Source organism: Algoriella sp. (assembly GCF_036647415.1).
Classification (GTDB): Bacteria; Bacteroidota; Bacteroidia; order Flavobacteriales; family Weeksellaceae; genus Empedobacter.
In genome coordinates this window covers 13,142-31,693 of record NZ_JAVXKG010000005.1, presented here as the reverse complement: position 1 = coordinate 31,693, position 18,552 = coordinate 13,142, and the positions used below count along the sequence as shown (strand labels likewise).

The following is an 18,552-nucleotide window of genomic DNA, read 5'->3' as shown; positions in this document are numbered from 1 at the left end:
TATTAATTTAATATTGGAGTTCCACCTGAATTTAAATTAGTCTCTAAATTTTTCATATCTACTGTTTGTTCTGGTAAAATCTTAACATAAGATTTAGGAAAAATAGAACAAGTAATTGTCCATTTTTTAGTTTCTGTGGTTACTATATTAGCAAATGAAGGGTAGTCGGCATTTAACACCCATTTATTATTCACCACCTTTGCTCCTACACCAGGTAGTGCACTAGTATTAGCATCTCCCGTAACATCAACAGAAAAGTAACCACTCAATACTACTAATGCATATTTTGTTGCATCAATCATTGTATTAAACTCTTCTACCCAATCTCCATTCGGAGAAACAAGCTCAAAAGTCACCAACGCAGCAATACCTGTATTATCTGTAGTTCTTACATCTAAAATTTCAATATTATTGGTTACAGTATTCTGTACTAATAAATTATAAGACTTTTTTATATCTACCTCAACTGGGGCTAAGTTTTTTGGAAAAATCAATTGATTAGAAACCATATCTCCATTTACTTCTAAAGCTCCTCTTGGTATATCAGTATTAATTCCAACTTGGGCAAACATTGTGGTAGTAGAGAGTAATGTTGCGAGTGAAACTAAAATTGTTTTCATTATAAAATTTAAAAATTCAATTATCGCTAATTGACTATCATAAGGCTAGGATTCTCAAATTTAGGCTTTATCATTATTTTAAAACAATGTTAAAACAGCCTAAGATTACAACAATACAATATAAAAATACTCAAATAATTAAAATACAACTAATCATAAGAGTTATTTATAATGAATAAAAAATATACTTTAACTTTTTTTAACAATTAAAATAATAATTTCTACACTTCTAATAAAGTTGTAAATTTGCATTATGCTAAACAACGATACAATTTGTGCATTGGCAACAGCCAATGGAATGGGCGCTATTGCGGTTATTCGTATTTCTGGACCAGAAGCAATTTCTAAAGTTTCTCAGATTTATCAATCAAAATTTAATACAACTAAATCTTTGAATGATGCAGATTCGCACACTATACATTTAGGTTATGTGATGGATGGAGATACCATTGTTGATGAAGCATTATTTTCAATTTTCAAAAACCCGCATTCTTACACGGGCGAAGATGTTGTGGAAATTTCAACACACGGTTCTATTTATATTCAACAAAAAGTTTTAGAATTATTGAATAAAATTGGAATCAGAAACGCAAATCCAGGCGAATATACTTTTCGTGCTTTCTGGAATGGAAAAATGGATTTAACTCAAGCCGAAGCTGTTGCAGATTTGATTGCTTCAGACTCTAAAGCATCACATGAAATTGCAATAAAACAAATGCGTGGTGGTTTTTCTAATCAAATCAAAGATTTACGCGAGCAAATGATCAATTTTTCAGCTTTGATGGAGTTAGAATTAGACTTCCCTGAAGAAGATGTAGAATTTGCTGATCGCACACAATTTTATGCATTATTGAATGAATTACAATCTATTTTAAAACGTTTAGCCGATTCTTTTGCTTTTGGAAATGTAATAAAAAACGGTGTTCCCGTAGCCATTGTAGGCGCTCCAAATGCAGGAAAATCAACTTTATTGAATGCTTTATTGAATGAAGAGAGAGCAATTGTATCTGAAATTGAAGGAACTACACGCGACACAATAGAAGAAACAATTTATATTGATGGGATTGGTTTCCGTTTTATAGATACAGCGGGAATTAGAGTAGCAAACGATACAATAGAGCGTATTGGTATAGAAAAAACGTTTGAAAAAATAGACAATGCAACTATAATTATTTATTTATACGATGCAAATATCACATCTGATAATCAGATTTCTAATCAATTAGATGAATTACAAGGAAAAGGAAAAATCATTTTTAATATTGCAAATAAAATTGATGTAACAAATAATGAATCTGCAATTTCAGATGCTATAAAACAAGAATTTAAAGATATTGTTCACATCGAAATATCAGCAAAAGATCATTTTAATATTGAAGCCTTAAAAGAAAATTTAATTCATCAAATTAAATTAAAAGGTACATCTCAAGATGATACTATCGTAACAAATTCGCGTCATTTGGAAGCTCTTCAAAATACACTTTCTCAAATCGGAAAAATAAAACAAGGTATGGATATTGGACTTCCGGGAGATTTATTAGCAATGGATATTCGCGAAGCGTTGACATATTTAGGTCATATTACAGGTGAAATCGATGTAGATCAAGATATACTCGGAACAATTTTCGGAAAGTTTTGTATCGGGAAATAAAAGTGTTAATATCAGACAAACAACACCTTTCAACTGCCTAACATTTAAAATGTTAGGCTTTTTGTTTTATATTTGAAAATACATAAATAGATGTTGTTTTGACATATTTCACACCAAAACTACACCTCTATTTTTTTATACTAATAAAAGGTGTAGTCACTACACCTCGAATTATTCAAATATGAAAATAAGTTTAAAACAGAAGAAATTAAAATCCGGTAGAATCAGTCTTTATCTTGAATTTTATAAAGGTTCAAAATTTGATAATTTTGGTAAAGAAATTCATTTACGTGAGTTTGAGTATTTAAAACTCTATTTAACTCCAAATCCCAAAACTTATGAAGAAAAAAGAATTAACAAAGAAAACTTTGAGTTGGCTGAAAATATATTTGCAATTCGAAAATCTGAAATACAAAAATTGTATTCAATTACAAGATGAAAATGTCGTTATTGTTTTAGGTGTAGTAACAAGTTTGGTTAGACAGAAAAGGAAATGATTATCTTTAATAAAACAAATTTACAATGGGACATAGAGCAAATTTAATCATTATAGAGAATGAAAAAAACAAAATTTATTATTCTCATTGGAGTGGTAATTCAATACCAAATATAATATCTCAAGGGCTTGAGTATTGTGAAAAATATTTTAAAAACTTTAATGAAGATGGTTACATCATGGATAACGCTTGGGCTGAAGGTGGTATATTAATCGACAAGGACAATAAATATATCTTATTTTTTGGTGGTGAATTTTTAGAAACAAATGCGTTACGGAAAGCTTTTATTAAATACCTAAATCAATATATTTGGATAGATTGGAAAATTGATTGGGCTTATAAAGGTATTGTTGATCTTGCTGAATATTTAAATATGATGAGTGATACTATTTTGGCTGATGGATGCAAACCAAATTATAATAAAATTGATGATTGGAAATCTCTCATCAAAGAGATAGAGTGTGAATGGAGTCACAAAACATTAGTTACAATCATTCGTAATCAAAAAATTAACGATTATATTTTGGCTGGGCATTGGGAGGAAATAAATTTTTGTATCGCTGAAGGTGAAGATATTATTAATAAAATTCCGTCATCTTTTTTAGTTTCAACCCCAAAACAAATAAAAGAAGTTGAAATTGAAGATATTCTTTTAATCGATTATGATACGAAACAATTATTTGCTAATTGGACTGATTGTAATGATGATAGACATATAGATGAGATAACCGATATTTGGATTGATTGGACAGCTACCAGACAAACAGAAGGCGTGTCATTTAATTTCAACTATACAAATCGAAAACATTCATACATTAAAATGACCGAACAAGAATTCTTAAACTATATTAACAAATGGGGATTAATATCTAATAAACAAATCTAAATTAACACCAATATGTCCACTGAATTATTTGCAATTACGAATACTTCATTAAATGGAAAAGATTCGTTTAATGAATGGGAGAAAATTATTGAAAATTTAAATGAACTAAAAAATGATAATTCAAAAATAAATAAATGGAATTTTGAAATTGAACCAGAACTTGACATTTACCCTTTTAATGTAAGCTTTTATTCATCAAATAACTCTCAACCTACATTATACGAGAATATATGTGTAATCAAAACAATTTACAAATACAACCTAATCTATCAAAATTATACTTTAGATTGGTTTGTGAATTTTAGAAATGAACTCCATCAAATTATAAAAATTTTAGGAGGAACAGAAGTCATTTTTCTTGCATATGGGGCTCCAAATAGATTATCTCATTATTTAGAAAATATGGCATGGGAAAATGTTTCATATGAAGAAATTAAAACATTACTAATTCAAGAATTCGGTCAACAAATTACAAATTACGCAGACTTAAATCTTTCTAAATTAGATTACAAAAACATCAAAGAGTTTTTCCTAGATGATTTTTCTGACTTAAATTTTTAAATCAGAAAAATCATCTATCATACAATCGATTTTCTTTTTAGAGTTCAAATACAGATTTTGATATTCTATATCATTCAACATTAGCGGAATATTTAAAATATTATCTTGGCATTTATCTTTCAATATTTCATCAATTTCTTCCCATGTAAATAAAAACTCATCTCCATTTCCTATACCTTGGTAAATATCACTTTGATTATTCAAATAATACATCTTATCTCCTCCAAAAAGTTTATTGTATTCCATTAAAACAGTACGAAATTTATTTAACTGATTTAGTGTTGATTTAAAATAGAAATCTTTCTTTAAAAATAGCTCCATAAATGGATTCCATTTTGAAAAGTAAGACATATAATTCATATAAATATCTTGATGAATATCTATCCAGTCAAAACTATTTTCATCTTTTGATTTTAACTCAAAAGTTGGTTTTAAAATCTCATTCATTGTTATATCAATCAAATGAATTGGAATATCTTGAAAATTATATTTCCACCAGAATTTCTTATCAGCAAAGATTTCTTCCCCAAATTTGTGATAAAGTTGCTTTTCTTGATAATTTTCTTCCTCTAAATAATACGTTTTAACATTTGGATCAATTAGAATCTTTCCTAGTATTATATAATTATCTGGTTGAGGATCTTCCAACATTTCAAAATATTCACTATATCCAATATAACCATATTCGATATTAACACACAAACGAGTAGATAAATCAATCGCTAATTTTTTAATAGATGACGTATCCAAATTATGTTTACCAAGAGGTGATATTCCAGCCATATTTTTAATTATTTTAACCTCTCCTCTCCTCCATTAACCACTTCATATTTATTTGCCCAACTAAAATAATCATACTCAATTTCCTGCCAAGTATTATGATTAATCTCAAAACCATAGTTTAAGCCAAAATCATATAAACTAATACAGACATGTAAACGATCCTTATCTTCAAAAGATAATGATTTATCAAACAATGTGTTTGAATTTAATTTTTGTAAAACTATTTCTACTAAATTGTTTGGATTAGCTTGTTTTAAAAGTGGATCAAAAATAACTTCTCCAACAATAACAATATCTAAATTTTCATTGTAACGATATAAAAACCAATAGTCGTTCAAATCGTTTAAAGCATCTAAATCTGATGAATCACAAGTACAAAAAGTGATGTCTTTACTAATTTTACACATAATTATTCTTTGTATAAAAATATTGTTTTTCTTTCAAAAGCAAATTATCCGTTTGTATAATTTTACTAACTCTTACTAATATAACGTCTTATTTTGACGCTATAATCTATTATCTTTGAAATAATGATACAAATACGGTTTACCGTAAATAATTATCCGATAATATTACTTTATTCGCAGTTATTGTATTTGTATATTTACAACAAAGAATTGATAAGCAAATATGGCTAAAAAAGTCCAAACAAAAAGTACTGAAGAAATCCTTTGGGATTCAGCAAATAAATTACGTGGTTCGGTAGAACCTTCCGAATATAAACACATAGTATTAAGTTTAATCTTCTTAAAATTTGCAAGTGATAAATTCATCAAGCGTAGAGAAGAATTGATTACTGAAGGAAAAGAAGCATTCTTAGAAATTCCTGAATTTTACCAAGCAGATAACATTTTCTATTTACCAGAAGAATCGCGTTGGACATACATTATTGAAAACGCGAAACAAGAAGACATTACCCTAAAAGTAGATACGGCTTTAAAAACCATCGAACAAAAAAATAAATCGTTAGAAGGTGCATTGCCTGATAATTATTTTTCACGTTTGGGATTAGATCAATCCAAGTTTTCGGCTTTATTGGATACTATCAACAACATTGATACGCTGAAAGACGAAGCCCAAGATATTGTAGGTCGTGTGTACGAATACTTTTTGAGCAAGTTTGCGATTGCTGAGGGAAAAGGAAAAGGAGAATTCTATACACCAAAGTCGATTGTAAACTTAATTGCCGAAATGATTGAACCCTACAAAGGGAAAATCTATGACCCGTCTTGTGGTTCGGGTGGTATGTTTGTGCAATCGTTGAAGTTTATTGAAAAACACCAAGGAAACAAAAAAGACATTTCGATTTACGGACAAGAGTTAACGAATACCACATTTAAACTAGCGAAAATGAACTTGGCGATTCGTGGAATTTCTGCCAATTTAGGAAATAAAGCAGCGGATACCTTTGCCGACGATCAGCACAAGGAATTGAAAGCCGATTACATCATGGCAAATCCACCCTTTAACTTAAAAGATTGGCGTGCCGAAAACGAATTAACCGATGATACACGTTGGGCAGGATATGAAGTGCCTCCAAAATCCAATGCCAACTATGCGTGGATTTTGAATATGATTTCCAAGTTGTCTCAAAACGGAGTAGCTGGTTTTATCTTGGCAAATGGTGCACTTTCGGGTGGTGGCGAAGAATACAAAATCCGTAAACAAATCATTGAAAACGACTTGGTAGAAGCCATTGTGATTTTACCACGTGCGATGTTTTATTCTACAGATATATCAGTAACGCTTTGGATATTGAATCGCAATAAAAACGAACACACAGTTGAAGTAAATGATGGAGTTAAAAACTATCGCAAGCGCGAAGGTGAAGTATTGTTTATGGATTTACGCCAAAAAGGAGAACCGTTCGAAAAGAAATTTACTCAGTTTTCGGAACAAGATATTGAAGACATCACGGCTACATATCACAATTGGCAACAAAAAGATTGGGAAACAACTTATGCCAACGAAGCAGAATATTGCTTTTCAGCAAGTATAGAAGATATTCGTAAAAAAGATTATTCTTTGGTGCCGAGTAAGTATATCGAATTTGTAAACCGTGATGAATCGTTGGATTACAATACGCAAATGCAAACCTTACAAACTGATTTAAAAGAGTTGTTTACGCAAGAAGCTAAGTTGAAACAACAAGTAGCGAACGTATTTAAATCGTTGGGTTATGAGTTATAATATTTTAGGGGATTATATTAGAAAAGTCGATAATAAAAATAAAGATTTAAAAGTACTTAATCTTCAAGGATTGAGTATGACAAAAGAATTTAGAAAATCGACGTCTAATATTGTTGGAACGGATCTTTCAAAATATAAAATCGTAAAGCAAGGGCAGTTTTGTTGTGATTTTATGTCAGTAATTCGAGTGCACAAACTTCCTGTAGTATTAAATAATTTAGGAGAAGACGCAATTATTTCCCCTGCTTATGTAGTGTTCGAAATTATTGATAAAGAAATTCTATTACCAGAATATTTAATGATGTGGTTTAGAAGATCTGAATTTGATCGTTATGCAGATTTTAGATGTGACAGTTCTATTCGTGGTGGTTTTCAATGGGAAGAATTATGCGAAGTAGAATTACCTATTCCATCTACCGAAAAGCAACGCGAAATTGTAGCCCAATATGAAGCCGTAGCCAACAAAATAAAAGTCAACGAGCAAATTTGCGAAAAGTTAGAAGCCACAGCACAAGCCTTGTACAAACAATGGTTTATAGATTTTGAATTCCCAATCTCAAAAGATAGTCATCCAGAACTTTTCTGTCATTCAGAGCTTGTCGAAGAATCTACAACCAAATCGTATAAATCTTCTGGTGGAAAAATGGTTTTTAACGAAGAACTCGAAAAAGAAATCCCTGAGGGTTGGGAAATTGGATTATTATCAGATTTAATAACTGTAAAGTATGGTAAAGATTACAAGCATTTAAATACTGGAAAAATACCACTTTATGGTTCTGGAGGTATAATGAGTTATGTTGACAGTATTTTATACGATAAACCTTCAGTTTTAATTCCAAGGAAAGGTTCTTTAAACAATATCTTGTATATTAAAACTCCATTTTGGTCAGTTGACACCATGTTCTATTCAATACCAAAAATTGAAAACGTTTTGATTTATGTTTTCAACGTACTTTCTAGAATGGATTTTAATTCTTTGAATGTTGGATCTGCGGTGCCTAGTATGACTACTGAATACTTAAATAGTATGCAAATTTTAATTCCAAATGAAAAAACACTAAAATCATTTGAAAGCGAATTATATAAAATTGAAGAATATAAAATATCAATTAATAAGCAAAACCAAAAACTCACCCAACTCCAAAGTTTATTGTTAAGCCGTTTGGCGAGATTGGAGGGGTGAATAAAAACTAAACTACTAATAACTTAAGGAAACAATATTAATTAAATTATGCAAAACTCAAAATTACTATCTTCTGTTGCTCTTTTTAGTGAGCTTTACAATAATTCTAAAGAGGATATTTTTGAAATAATCGGGGAGTTTATTGTGGGAGTTTGTATTCACAATTCTAAATTTACTTTTACAGTAACAGAATTAAAATTATTAATGGAAACCAATTATGGTTTTGATCTACCAGAAGCTGTTCTAAAAACAGTTTTAAATAATAGACTTTCAAAAAGACTTACTAGACAAGGGATAAATTATTTTTTTGATTCAACGAATATTAGTCAAGAGGAAAGATTAAAATACAATTTTGATAATATTACTAGTGAGCAAGATGAACTATTTAATAATTTAATTCGATTCATTGAAGATAAAAAACAAAGTAAATTAAATGGTGTAGAAGCTCAGAAAGTTGAATCTAATTTTTATGAATTTTTATTAGACAATGGATTTTCTGAAACTTATTCTAATTATATAAGTGCATTTGTAATATCAAATGAAGGAAATACTAAATTTCAAAATATTTTAGCAAATATTAAAGAAGGTTTAATTCTTTATGAAGGAATAAAATATTCACCTGACTTAAATGAATTAGGTGTATGGAAAAATAAATTAACAGTCTATTTAGGTACAGAATATTTGTTTAATTCTCAAGGATTGAATGGTGAGTTATTTAATCAAATTTTTAATGACTTTTTTAATTTAGTTAGAGAGATTAATTTAAAAAACAGTAGTTCTGGAAAAACTATTGAATTAAAATACTTTTCAGAAACTAAAGAAGAAATTAATAGATTTTTCTCTACTGCGGAGCATATTAAATCGGGTAAAATAAGCTTAAGAATTAGTAAACCAGCAATGGTAAATATTGTTTCTAATGCTAAAGATGTTTCTGATATTGCTCTAAGAAAAGCTTTGTTTTTTCAAAATTTAAATAACTTAGGAATTCATGAGGATTTATATGAATGTGGTATTGACGATCTAAAATTATATAATTTAGAAGATCAACAAATTCTACAAGAATTAGAAAAATTAAGTGTTGAAAAAAATAGAAATTTTAAAGAAGAAGATACACTTTTATTAATTAGTATTTTCACTAAGATAAATTGTCTACGTAAAGGTAATTCAAATAATAGCTTTGAAAAATCTAGATATTTATATCTATCTGAAAATTCATTAGCAAGATTTTTAGGACATAATGAATTATTAAAAGTTAAAGAAGGTGATTTTACTTATTGTAAGGAAATGGACTTTTTAACTACTAAGTTTTGGTTTTATTTGAATAAAGGTTTTGGAGGAAAAAGTATTGAAATACCTAAATCATTAGCATTAATCAATAAAGCTAAAATCATTATATCATCTCATTTACAAAATTCAGTTTCTGAAAAATATGACGACTTCACACGAAAAGTTAAGAATAAGGAATTATCCGAAGAAGAAATTAAGCTAATAAGTCTTGAATTAAAATCTAAAATTGCTAATCCTGAGAAAATTGCAATTGATATAATTGATAATTCATTAGAATTTTTGGAAAATGAAAATTACTTAGAAAAAGCGTATGATGAAATGGTCTTTAAAGATCTAAAATTAAAAGAACAAGAAGCGAAAATTTTAGCATTTGAAGAGAAAGAACGTAAAGAGTTAGAAGAAAAGACACGTAAAGAACAAGAAGAACAAGAGCGTAAAGAAAAATTAGCTTTAGATAAAAGAAAACAAGATTGGGTTATTCAAGAATTTGCAAAAGAGAATAAGGAAAATATTAATAGTTTAATATATTTCTTTAAGTCACTAGTTCCAGAATTGATAATCGTACTAATAACTGTCGTGATATTTAGAATTGATTATACAATAAACCTGCTTAAAGGTCTTTCTATTAATTCAATTGCGGTTTTTTGGATTTGTATAGTATGTTTAATACTAATTGCTCAATTTATTAAAAGTAACTTTATTGATAAAGATAAAGTGAAAAAAGGATGGGGAATATTGAAAAAAGTTAGATACTTTTTCTCCGATAAATATGAAAATATTAGAAAAAAGGAATTGGAATCTAACTATTTAGACTAATCAGTTAATAATGAAATACACCGAATCACAATTAGAACAGGCTTTTATCAGCCTTTTGGAAACAGAAGGCTATCACTATATCAACGGAAAAGAATTGATAAGAACTTCTAATCAAGAAGTGTTGTTGAAAGAAGATTTACGTGTTTTTTTGTTAGTTCGATATCCCGATTTAGAAGAAATAGAATTAGAAAGCATTATCAATGAAATCGCTTTTCAATCGACTTCTAATTTGTATGAATCCAACAAATACATCTGTAAATTATTGGCAGATGGCTTGATTTTTAAACGCAATAATCCGACTAAAAAGGATTTACATATTCGATACATTGATATTGATGAAGTAAAAGCGAATGATTTCAAAATTGTGAATCAATTAGAAATTCAAGGTTCGGAACTTCGCATCCCTGATTTGATTTTGTACATCAACGGAATTCCTGTTGTAGTTTTTGAGTTTAAAACAGCTATTGAAGAAGATATTACAATACATGATGCGTTTAAACAATTAACGGTTCGTTACCGTCGTGATATACCTGAATTGATAAAACACAATGCGTTTTGTGTGATTTCGGATGGCGTAAATAACAAGGCTGGAACATTATTTTCTCCTTATGAATTCTATTACGGATGGAACAAAATTACAGGAGATGAGAAAAAAGCGTTGACAGGAATTGAAACCACAACCTCTATTGTACACGGGATGTTGAATCAAAATCGCTTGATTGATATTCTGCATCATTTTATTTTGTTTCCTGATAACTCAAAACACGAGCTAAAAATCTTAACGCGTTACCCACAATATTATGCAGCGAATAAATTGTATCAAAATATTTTAGCGCACCGCAAACCAGAAGGTGATGGTAAAGGCGGAACGTATTTTGGTGCAACAGGCTGTGGTAAAAGTTATACGATGTTGTACTTATCGCGTTTATTGATGCGTTCGACTGATTTTGCAAGTCCAACAATTATCATTATTTCCGACCGTACCGATTTAGATAATCAATTATCTACAGATTTTACGAATGCAAAGAAGTTTATTGGCGATGAAAATATTATTAATATTGAATCAAGAGCTGATTTAAGAAATCGATTACGAGGTATTGAAAGCGGTGGTGTTTATTTAACAACGGTTCAAAAATTTGCAGAAGATGACGAGATTTTATCCGATCGTACCAATATCATTTGTATTTCGGATGAAGCCCATCGTTCACAAGTCAATTTAGATTTAAAAGTTAAAATTGACGAAGAAAAAGGCGTAACAAAATCGTATGGATTTGCCAAATATTTGCATGATTCTTTACCGAATGCGACTTATGTTGGTTTTACAGGAACACCGATTGACCAGACTTTAGAGGTTTTTGGAGATGTGGTCGATCAATACACTATGTTCGAATCGGTTAATGATGAAATCACGGTTCGTTTAGTCTATGAAGGTCGAGCAGCAAAAGTAAATTTAGATTACAATAAAGTTCAAGAAATTGAATCTTATTATGAAAATGCAGTAGCTGAAGGCGCATCGGAATATCACGTAGAAGCTAGTCAAAAAGCCATTGCAAATATGGAAGTGGTTTTAGGCGATACGGATCGTATAAAAGCCATTGCAAAGGATTTTATCGAACATTATAAAAATCGTTTAGAAGAAAATTCAACCGTTGCAGGAAAAGTGATGTTTGTTTGTGCATCTCGTGGAATTGCTTATAAATTGTATCAAGCAATTTTAGCTCTAAGACCAGAATGGGGTGAAATAATGTTGCTTGAAAATTTATCCGAAAAAGAACAAAAAGATATCAAACCCATAGCGCGTGTAAAAATGATAATGACACGTAATAAGGATGATGAAAATGAATTGTGGGATTTATTGGGTAATAAAGACAACCGCAAAGAATTAGACCGTCAGTTCAAACAAATCAAATCCAATTTCAAAATTGCTATTGTAGTTGATATGTGGCTAACAGGTTTTGATGTGCCGTTTTTAGACACCATCTACATTGACAAACCTTTGCAAACTCATAATTTAATTCAAACAATTTCTCGAGTTAATAGGAAATATCAAGGAAAAGATAGAGGATTAGTTGTTGATTATATCGGTATAAAAAAGAACTTGAACAAAGCGTTAGGAATGTTCAATAATCAAACCGCAGATGATGATTTTGAAGATTTGGATCAAGCAGAAATTATTGTTCGTGATCAAGTCGATTTGTTGAGACAATTTTTTCATCAATTTGATACGACCTTATATTATCAGGGTAATCCTGTAGAGAAACTTCAATGTTTGAATAAAGCATCTGAATTGGTTTTACAAACAGAAGATTCCGAAAAATTCTTTGTAAATATCACGAAAAAACTAAAATCAGCTTACAATTTGGTAAGTGGTTCCGAATTATTTACATCAAAAGAAGTTGATGAGATTCATTTCTATTTTGCCGTAAAATCAATTGTGGTAAAATTAACCAAAGGTGAAGCTCCTGATACTGCTCAAATGAATGCTAAAGTGGCAAAATTAGTCGAAGAAGCCATTATTTCAGAAGGCGTTGAAGAAATCTTTAAACTAGACGATAATAAGGCAAATGCAATTGATTTATTCAACGATAAATTCATTGAGAAAATCTCGAATTTGGAACTTCCGAACACCAAAATTAAAATTTTAGAACGTTTGCTAAAGCAAACAATTACAGATTTTAAAAAGGTAAATAAAGTCAAAGGTCAAGATTTTTCGGAGCGCTTACAATCCATCATCAACCGTTATAACGAACGTAGCGAAGGCGATATTTTGGATTATGAAGGCATTCAGTTTGATACTGCCGAACAAATGTTGGATCTCATCATTAAACTTCGTGTTGAAATGGATTCGTTCCAAGATTTAGGTATTGATTATGAAGAAAAAGCTTTTTACGACATTTTGGATATGATCTGTAAACAATACGGTTTTGAATTCGACAATGACAAAATGCTGGAATTAGCTCGTGAAATAAAAATAATTGTTAAAAATACGGCTAGATATCCTGATTGGAGTGATAGAGATGATATCAAAGCACAATTAAAAATGGATATTATTATCAAATTACATGAATACGGCTACCCTCCTATTACACAGGAAGATGTTTACAAAAATGTATTAGAACAAGCAGAGAATTTTAAGAAGAATAGAAATTAGACGAAATGTATAAAGAACTACAAGAAGAAGTTTATAATTGGTTAATAGAAAAAAATAGAAAGGATAAAAACTTCACGTTTTCTGTTAGACAAAAAGCAAATAAAGGAGCTGAATTAAACTATTTTATTGGTACTGAAAAATCAAATTATTTTTCCACTACATTTTGGTTTATTCCTGTATCATATCCAGGCTCTTCAAGTGACTTGATTAATCTAGTTTTTTATTTAAAAAAAGGAAAAATAGAATTTTATATACAGTTTAACCAAACTAAAAATCCTAGCGATAATCAAAATAAATGTGATTTAATTCTAGTTCAAAAAGTTAAAGAAAGGCTTAAAGACCAGTTTGAACGCGTGTATTATCCAGATGAAAAAGCTAAAATGGAGTTTTTTGGAATTTACTCCACTACTGATTATGATTCATTTGATGAATTAGAAAATGATCTTGAAAATTTATTAAATCGAGTAATTCCTATAGTTGAGGAAGAAATTACAAAAATAAAAAGTGAGAATCCAGATTTTATTGCTCATCGATTTACTCCAGAAGAACAGTTAAAAATGCTGAATAAAATGGATGAACGATTTGAAAAATATAAAATTATCAAAGATTTAACTAATGATCTAGTTGAAGAAGAAAATCAATTAATATATATGGATAATAACAGAAATTCTATTCCCTTTAACCAAATCTTATACGGACCTCCTGGTACAGGAAAAACATATAACACAATCAATAAAGCTTTAGAGATAATAAATGACGACGAAGTGAAAACTTTGGACTGGAATAATCGTACTTCTGTAAAAGCACTTTACGACAAAAAGGTTGATGAAGGTCAAATAGTTTTTACGACTTTTCATCAAAGTATGACATATGAAGATTTTATTGAGGGTATAAAGCCTGTTATAGAAGAAAATGAAGACGGAATTAAAAATGTTATTTATGAAGTTAAAAATGGAATTTTCAAAGAAATATGTAAAAATGCTGATAAGCCACAATTTGAAAAGCTAGAAGTTGTAAATGAATATTCTTTTGATGATGCTTTTAATGATCTTGTTTTAGAAGCTAATCAAAAACTTGAAAATAATGAACAATTATTTCTTCCAATTTTAACTGAAAACTTAGGCTTAAAAATAGTTGGTATTTCTGATAGAGGGAACTTGATTTTAAAACCTATTTACTCTGATGATGCAAAAGATTATACTGTTTCTTATTCTCGTGCTGAAAAATTACAACAAGTTTATCCTAATCTATCTGTTATAAAAAACATTGATAAAGAATTTAGATCTGTAATTGGTGGATCCAATTCAACAGCATATTGGGCAGTTCTGAATTACATCAATAATAAAATAAATTCAAAAAAATCCTCAAATTCTCAAAGTATCATTTTACCTCCAAAACCATTCGTTCTGATTATAGACGAAATCAACCGAGGAAATGTCTCCCAAATTTTTGGTGAATTAATTACGTTAATCGAAGAAGACAAACGATTAGGAAATGACGAAGCAATTGAAGTCACTTTACCTTATTCGAAAGAGAAATTTGGAGTTCCGTCTAACCTTTACATCATTGGAACGATGAACACAGCAGATCGTAGTGTTGAAGCTCTAGATACTGCGCTTAGACGCCGTTTTGTTTTTGAAGAAATGCCGCCAAAATACGATTTAGATGAACTTCAAGAAAATTTATTTGGATTTACAGCTTCTCACCTATTAGTAACAATTAACAAACGAATTGAAAAATTATTAGACAGCGATCATCAAATTGGACACGCCTATTTTCTAAATAAAGATGAAAACACGATTATTACTTCTTTCTATAAAAATATAATTCCATTGCTTCAAGAATATTTCTTTGGTGATTATGGGAAAATTGGATTGGTTTTAGGTTCTGGATTTGTTGATCTTAATAAACAAGATCATGAAAATCAAAGTAAATCAATTTTTGCAAGTTTTGGATATGAGAACGATATTTCAGCTTATGAAGAAAGAAAATCTTATAAAATCTTAGGTTTAAATGATAAAGACTTTGATTTTGGAAATGCAATCAAATTATTAATGAATAAATAATATTTTGAATAAACAAAATCTCATCACTGTATTTGAACATGAAAAACTTTTCTTTAATCTAAATAATGAACAAGAAAAGCAACTTCATGATGCTTTAGAAATTTACCATGGTAATCAAACTCCTTTCTTTAAACTAATTAGAAATGGTGTTCAATTCAATGAACATGTAGGTATTATTCAAATCGGTAAAATAACTATTGAGGTTTTACCAAAAGCAGATAGAGCTGGAGAAAAAATATGGCGTGATTTATTGATTGGTATGATCAAAACCGTTTGGGGATTTGATGTTAAATCAACTGGTTCGAGTTCATTGAAATTAAAATCAAATTCAATCTTAGAGCTGTACTTTGAGCTATTTATTTCAGAAGTAGAATATTTACTTCATAGAGGTTTGATTAAAAGATACCGTAAAGATGAAGGAAATCAGACTTCACTAAAAGGTGCTTTACAGTTCTCAAAACATATTTCTCAGAATTTGGTTCATAAAGAACGATTTTATGTAAAATATACGCAGTATTCTAATGAACATACTATTCATGAAATCTTATTCAAAACGATAAAACTTTTAGCTCATATAAATTCAAACTCTCTTTTAAAAGGAAGAATTAGTGCATTGACTTTAGACTTTCCTGAAATGAAAGAGATTAAAGTAAATGAATCTACATTCAAAAAAATAGTTTTTGATCGAAAAAATCAGCATTATAAAACTGCTTTAGAAATTTCTAAATTATTATTGTTGAATTATCATCCTGATATTTCCAAAGGTCGAAATGATGTATTGGCTTTAATGTTTGATATGAATAGTTTATGGGAACAGTTTATTTTAGTGACTTTGAAAAGAAAATTAAAAACACATCTAGTTTCCTCACAAATAACAAAAAGTTTCTGGAAACCTACTTCAGGGTATTCGTCAAAAATGCGACCTGACATTATTTTAAAATGTAAAGAATCTCAAGAAAATTATGTCTTAGATACAAAATGGAAAAACCTAAATGGTTATAATCCATCACCTGAAGATTTGCGTCAAATGTATGTTTATCACCGATTTTATCAAGCTAAAAAAGTTGCATTGATTTATCCTTCTGATCAACATTTCATTCAGAAAGGAAATTACTTTAATTCAAAAAATCATTTAGAAATGTCGGATAAAGAATGTAGTGTTATGCAAATTGCTACATCAACGGATATTAAAAATTGGCAAGAAGAGATTACAAATCAAATTAAAAAATTATTATATTGATAATATTGTCCGTTATTCTACAAAAATTATAAGTTTTTGAATGGAATAACGGACGATTTATTTCTCCTTTACTTTCTTAACTCTAAATTTAATCGTTTTAACCTTCGCTGATAATTTTGTAAATAATTACGTTTCAACTTTTCAGATAAATAAGATTTTGAAATTAAATCTTTTACTTCTTCTTCTTTAGAAGTTAGATTTTGAATGACTTTTACTATCGATTTCTCTGTCATCCCTGCTTTCTCGCCCAATACAAATAACTGATCAATGACTTTTCCTTTTGAAATAGATTTTGGCAATAATCCATCTTTTAAAGCAAAATCTGAATCATCAATATGAATTTTCGTATTTAATAAATCATAAGCTGGGCTTAATTTAAAATCACCTTGTTGAGTTTCTATCAAGGAAAAATTCTTTAATTGAGCATCGCCATTTGAAAATAAATAATTGAAAACGATTAATGTAAACAATTTAGGCGTTTCTACTTTCCAAGCAGGAACATATTTTTTCAAAGCATCAAATAATTCCAAATAACTACCTTCGTACTTATATTGTTCACCATCTGTTGCTGGTGATTTACCTAATAAGGAAGCGAAATCTTCTACAGCTAATTTTTCTCTATTTACATCATAATCAAAACGTTTTGTTATATATGCATGACTTCCATCTTTAAAGAAAATTAAGGCGTTTTCTGCTGTTTCAATTTTAAAAATTTGTTTCGCTATTTGCATCGTTAAATGCTCGTTTGCTGGTGCAAATTCGCTGTTTTTAGGTAGATCAGAAATTGGCTTAAGAATATATTGTCCACTTTCGTTTTCATTGGTCAATCTTAATACATTTCCATCAAGAATTAGCGAATATTTTTCCTGAAATCCTGAAATTGAAATATGCGTTTGATTTTGATTAAAGCTGCTTTTATCTTTTCGATCAGCTGGTGAAGTATAGCTTAAAATTGGATTTACTTTTCTGCCATCAAACATCTTTTTCAATACATTTGGACTATACGTACTAAAATTTTCTTTTAAAGAACCCGGGCAATTTTTTAATTCTAAATTCATTCTACACTCTTTCTATTGTTACTGCACCTACTGTATCTACTTTTGACGCTTGTAATAATATTCCAAAAGCATCATTTTCATCAATTTTAAACATTTTACAAATCATTCGTTTATTTACACCTTCGGGTAATAAATGATAAAAAAACGGGAACAATGTATTAGATTCAAACTCTTTTTGATTTTTAGGTAATGTTAAACTTATTGAAGGTTTAGATTTATCAGATAACCAGTTTTCATTGTATTTAAAATGAAAACTACCATTGTCTAACTGTGTCAAAATCCCTGCCTTTTCACCTTTATATAAAATATGAGCAATTCTCATTATTCAATTATTTTTATATCTAATCTAATTTCTAATCCTAATGCATCACATAGTTTTTGTAATGTTTCTAACGTTGGATTACCTTTACCGCTTTCAAATTGTTTTAGTGTACGTAAACCAACACCCGAAATTTCAGCCAATGTTTCTTGTGTAATATCTAAAACTTTACGACGTTCTTTTATCTGTTCAATTAATAGTAGTGTCATATATTGCACTTTTATAGTAAATTTAAGAATAAATC

General features: G+C 29.2%; 16 protein-coding genes. 10 read left to right on the top strand and 6 right to left on the bottom strand.

Going from position 1 to position 18,552, the window contains the following annotated elements:
* Positions 1-2: 2 nt before the first annotated feature.
* Positions 3-572 carry a hypothetical protein gene (locus RSC72_RS03330; protein ID WP_332545987.1) on the bottom strand — a complete coding sequence of 190 codons (570 nt, stop codon included), beginning with the start codon at positions 570-572 and terminating at the stop codon, positions 3-5.
* 301 nt (positions 573-873) lie between these two features.
* On the opposite strand from RSC72_RS03330, the gene mnmE reads away from it, so the two are divergent.
* The 4 genes from mnmE (at position 874) to RSC72_RS03310 (ending at position 4,215) form a co-directional block, all read left to right on the top strand.
* Positions 874-2,271 (top strand): tRNA uridine-5-carboxymethylaminomethyl(34) synthesis GTPase MnmE, encoded by a 1,398-nt coding sequence (mnmE, locus tag RSC72_RS03325; RefSeq protein WP_332545988.1) that lies wholly within the window; start codon positions 874-876, stop codon positions 2,269-2,271.
* A 181-nt stretch (positions 2,272-2,452) separates the two neighbouring features.
* Positions 2,453-2,710 (top strand): hypothetical protein, encoded by a 258-nt coding sequence (locus RSC72_RS03320; RefSeq protein ID WP_332545990.1) that lies wholly within the window; start codon positions 2,453-2,455, stop codon positions 2,708-2,710.
* Between the two features lie 83 nt (positions 2,711-2,793).
* Entirely contained in the window at positions 2,794-3,654 is an 861-nt protein-coding gene (locus RSC72_RS03315) for a hypothetical protein (protein WP_332545991.1), read from the top strand.
* A 12-nt stretch (positions 3,655-3,666) separates the two neighbouring features.
* Positions 3,667-4,215, top strand: a complete 549-nt coding sequence (locus RSC72_RS03310) for a hypothetical protein (RefSeq protein WP_332545992.1) — start codon at positions 3,667-3,669, stop codon at positions 4,213-4,215.
* Here the strand turns inward: RSC72_RS03310 and RSC72_RS03305 are convergent.
* Together RSC72_RS03305 and RSC72_RS03300 are read right to left on the bottom strand one after the other, a co-directional pair.
* Positions 4,204-4,998: a hypothetical protein gene (locus tag RSC72_RS03305; RefSeq protein ID WP_332545994.1), complete on the bottom strand. Its 795-nt coding sequence runs from the start codon at positions 4,996-4,998 to the stop codon at positions 4,204-4,206. The genes RSC72_RS03310 and RSC72_RS03305 overlap by 12 nt on opposite strands.
* An 8-nt stretch (positions 4,999-5,006) precedes the next feature.
* Positions 5,007-5,405, bottom strand: coding sequence for a hypothetical protein (locus RSC72_RS03300; protein WP_332545996.1), 399 nt, complete (start codon positions 5,403-5,405; stop codon positions 5,007-5,009).
* Positions 5,406-5,628: 223 nt separating this feature from the next.
* Here RSC72_RS03300 and RSC72_RS03295 point away from each other — a divergent pair, with 223 nt between their 5' ends.
* From RSC72_RS03295 to RSC72_RS03270, 6 genes are read left to right on the top strand one after another with little or no spacing between them, the layout of a single operon-like run.
* Entirely contained in the window at positions 5,629-7,188 is a 1,560-nt protein-coding gene (locus tag RSC72_RS03295; RefSeq protein WP_332545998.1) for a type I restriction-modification system subunit M, read from the top strand.
* Complete coding sequence (locus RSC72_RS03290; RefSeq protein WP_332546000.1) at positions 7,178-8,371, top strand: restriction endonuclease subunit S; 1,194 nt, start codon at positions 7,178-7,180, stop codon at positions 8,369-8,371. The genes RSC72_RS03295 and RSC72_RS03290 overlap by 11 nt, the downstream gene beginning before the upstream one ends.
* 48 nt (positions 8,372-8,419) lie before the next feature.
* Positions 8,420-10,474, top strand: coding sequence for a hypothetical protein (locus RSC72_RS03285; protein ID WP_332546002.1), 2,055 nt, complete (start codon positions 8,420-8,422; stop codon positions 10,472-10,474).
* Positions 10,475-10,484: 10 nt separating this feature from the next.
* Complete coding sequence (locus tag RSC72_RS03280; RefSeq protein ID WP_332578411.1) at positions 10,485-13,625, top strand: type I restriction endonuclease subunit R; 3,141 nt, start codon at positions 10,485-10,487, stop codon at positions 13,623-13,625.
* Positions 13,626-13,630: 5 nt separating this feature from the next.
* Positions 13,631-15,691, top strand: a complete 2,061-nt coding sequence (locus RSC72_RS03275) for an McrB family protein (protein ID WP_332544423.1) — start codon at positions 13,631-13,633, stop codon at positions 15,689-15,691.
* A 4-nt stretch (positions 15,692-15,695) separates the two neighbouring features.
* Positions 15,696-16,931, top strand: a complete 1,236-nt coding sequence (locus RSC72_RS03270) for an McrC family protein (RefSeq protein ID WP_332544425.1) — start codon at positions 15,696-15,698, stop codon at positions 16,929-16,931.
* Between the two features lie 68 nt (positions 16,932-16,999).
* Here RSC72_RS03270 and RSC72_RS03265 read toward each other — a convergent pair whose 3' ends face one another.
* Genes RSC72_RS03265 through RSC72_RS03255 form a run of 3 tightly spaced genes read right to left on the bottom strand, consistent with a single transcriptional unit; the run spans position 17,000 to position 18,517 of the window.
* On the bottom strand, positions 17,000-17,989 hold the full coding sequence (locus RSC72_RS03265) for a type II toxin-antitoxin system HipA family toxin (protein ID WP_332544427.1): 990 nt from the start codon (positions 17,987-17,989) through the stop codon (positions 17,000-17,002).
* Between the two features lies 1 nt (position 17,990).
* The gene (locus tag RSC72_RS03260) at positions 17,991-18,311 is read right to left on the bottom strand and encodes a HipA N-terminal domain-containing protein (protein WP_332544429.1); all 321 of its coding nucleotides are present in this window, start codon (positions 18,309-18,311) and stop codon (positions 17,991-17,993) included.
* Positions 18,311-18,517 (bottom strand): helix-turn-helix transcriptional regulator, encoded by a 207-nt coding sequence (locus tag RSC72_RS03255; RefSeq protein WP_332544430.1) that lies wholly within the window; start codon positions 18,515-18,517, stop codon positions 18,311-18,313. The genes RSC72_RS03260 and RSC72_RS03255 overlap by 1 nt, the downstream gene beginning before the upstream one ends.
* Between the last annotated feature and the right edge of the window lie 35 nt (positions 18,518-18,552).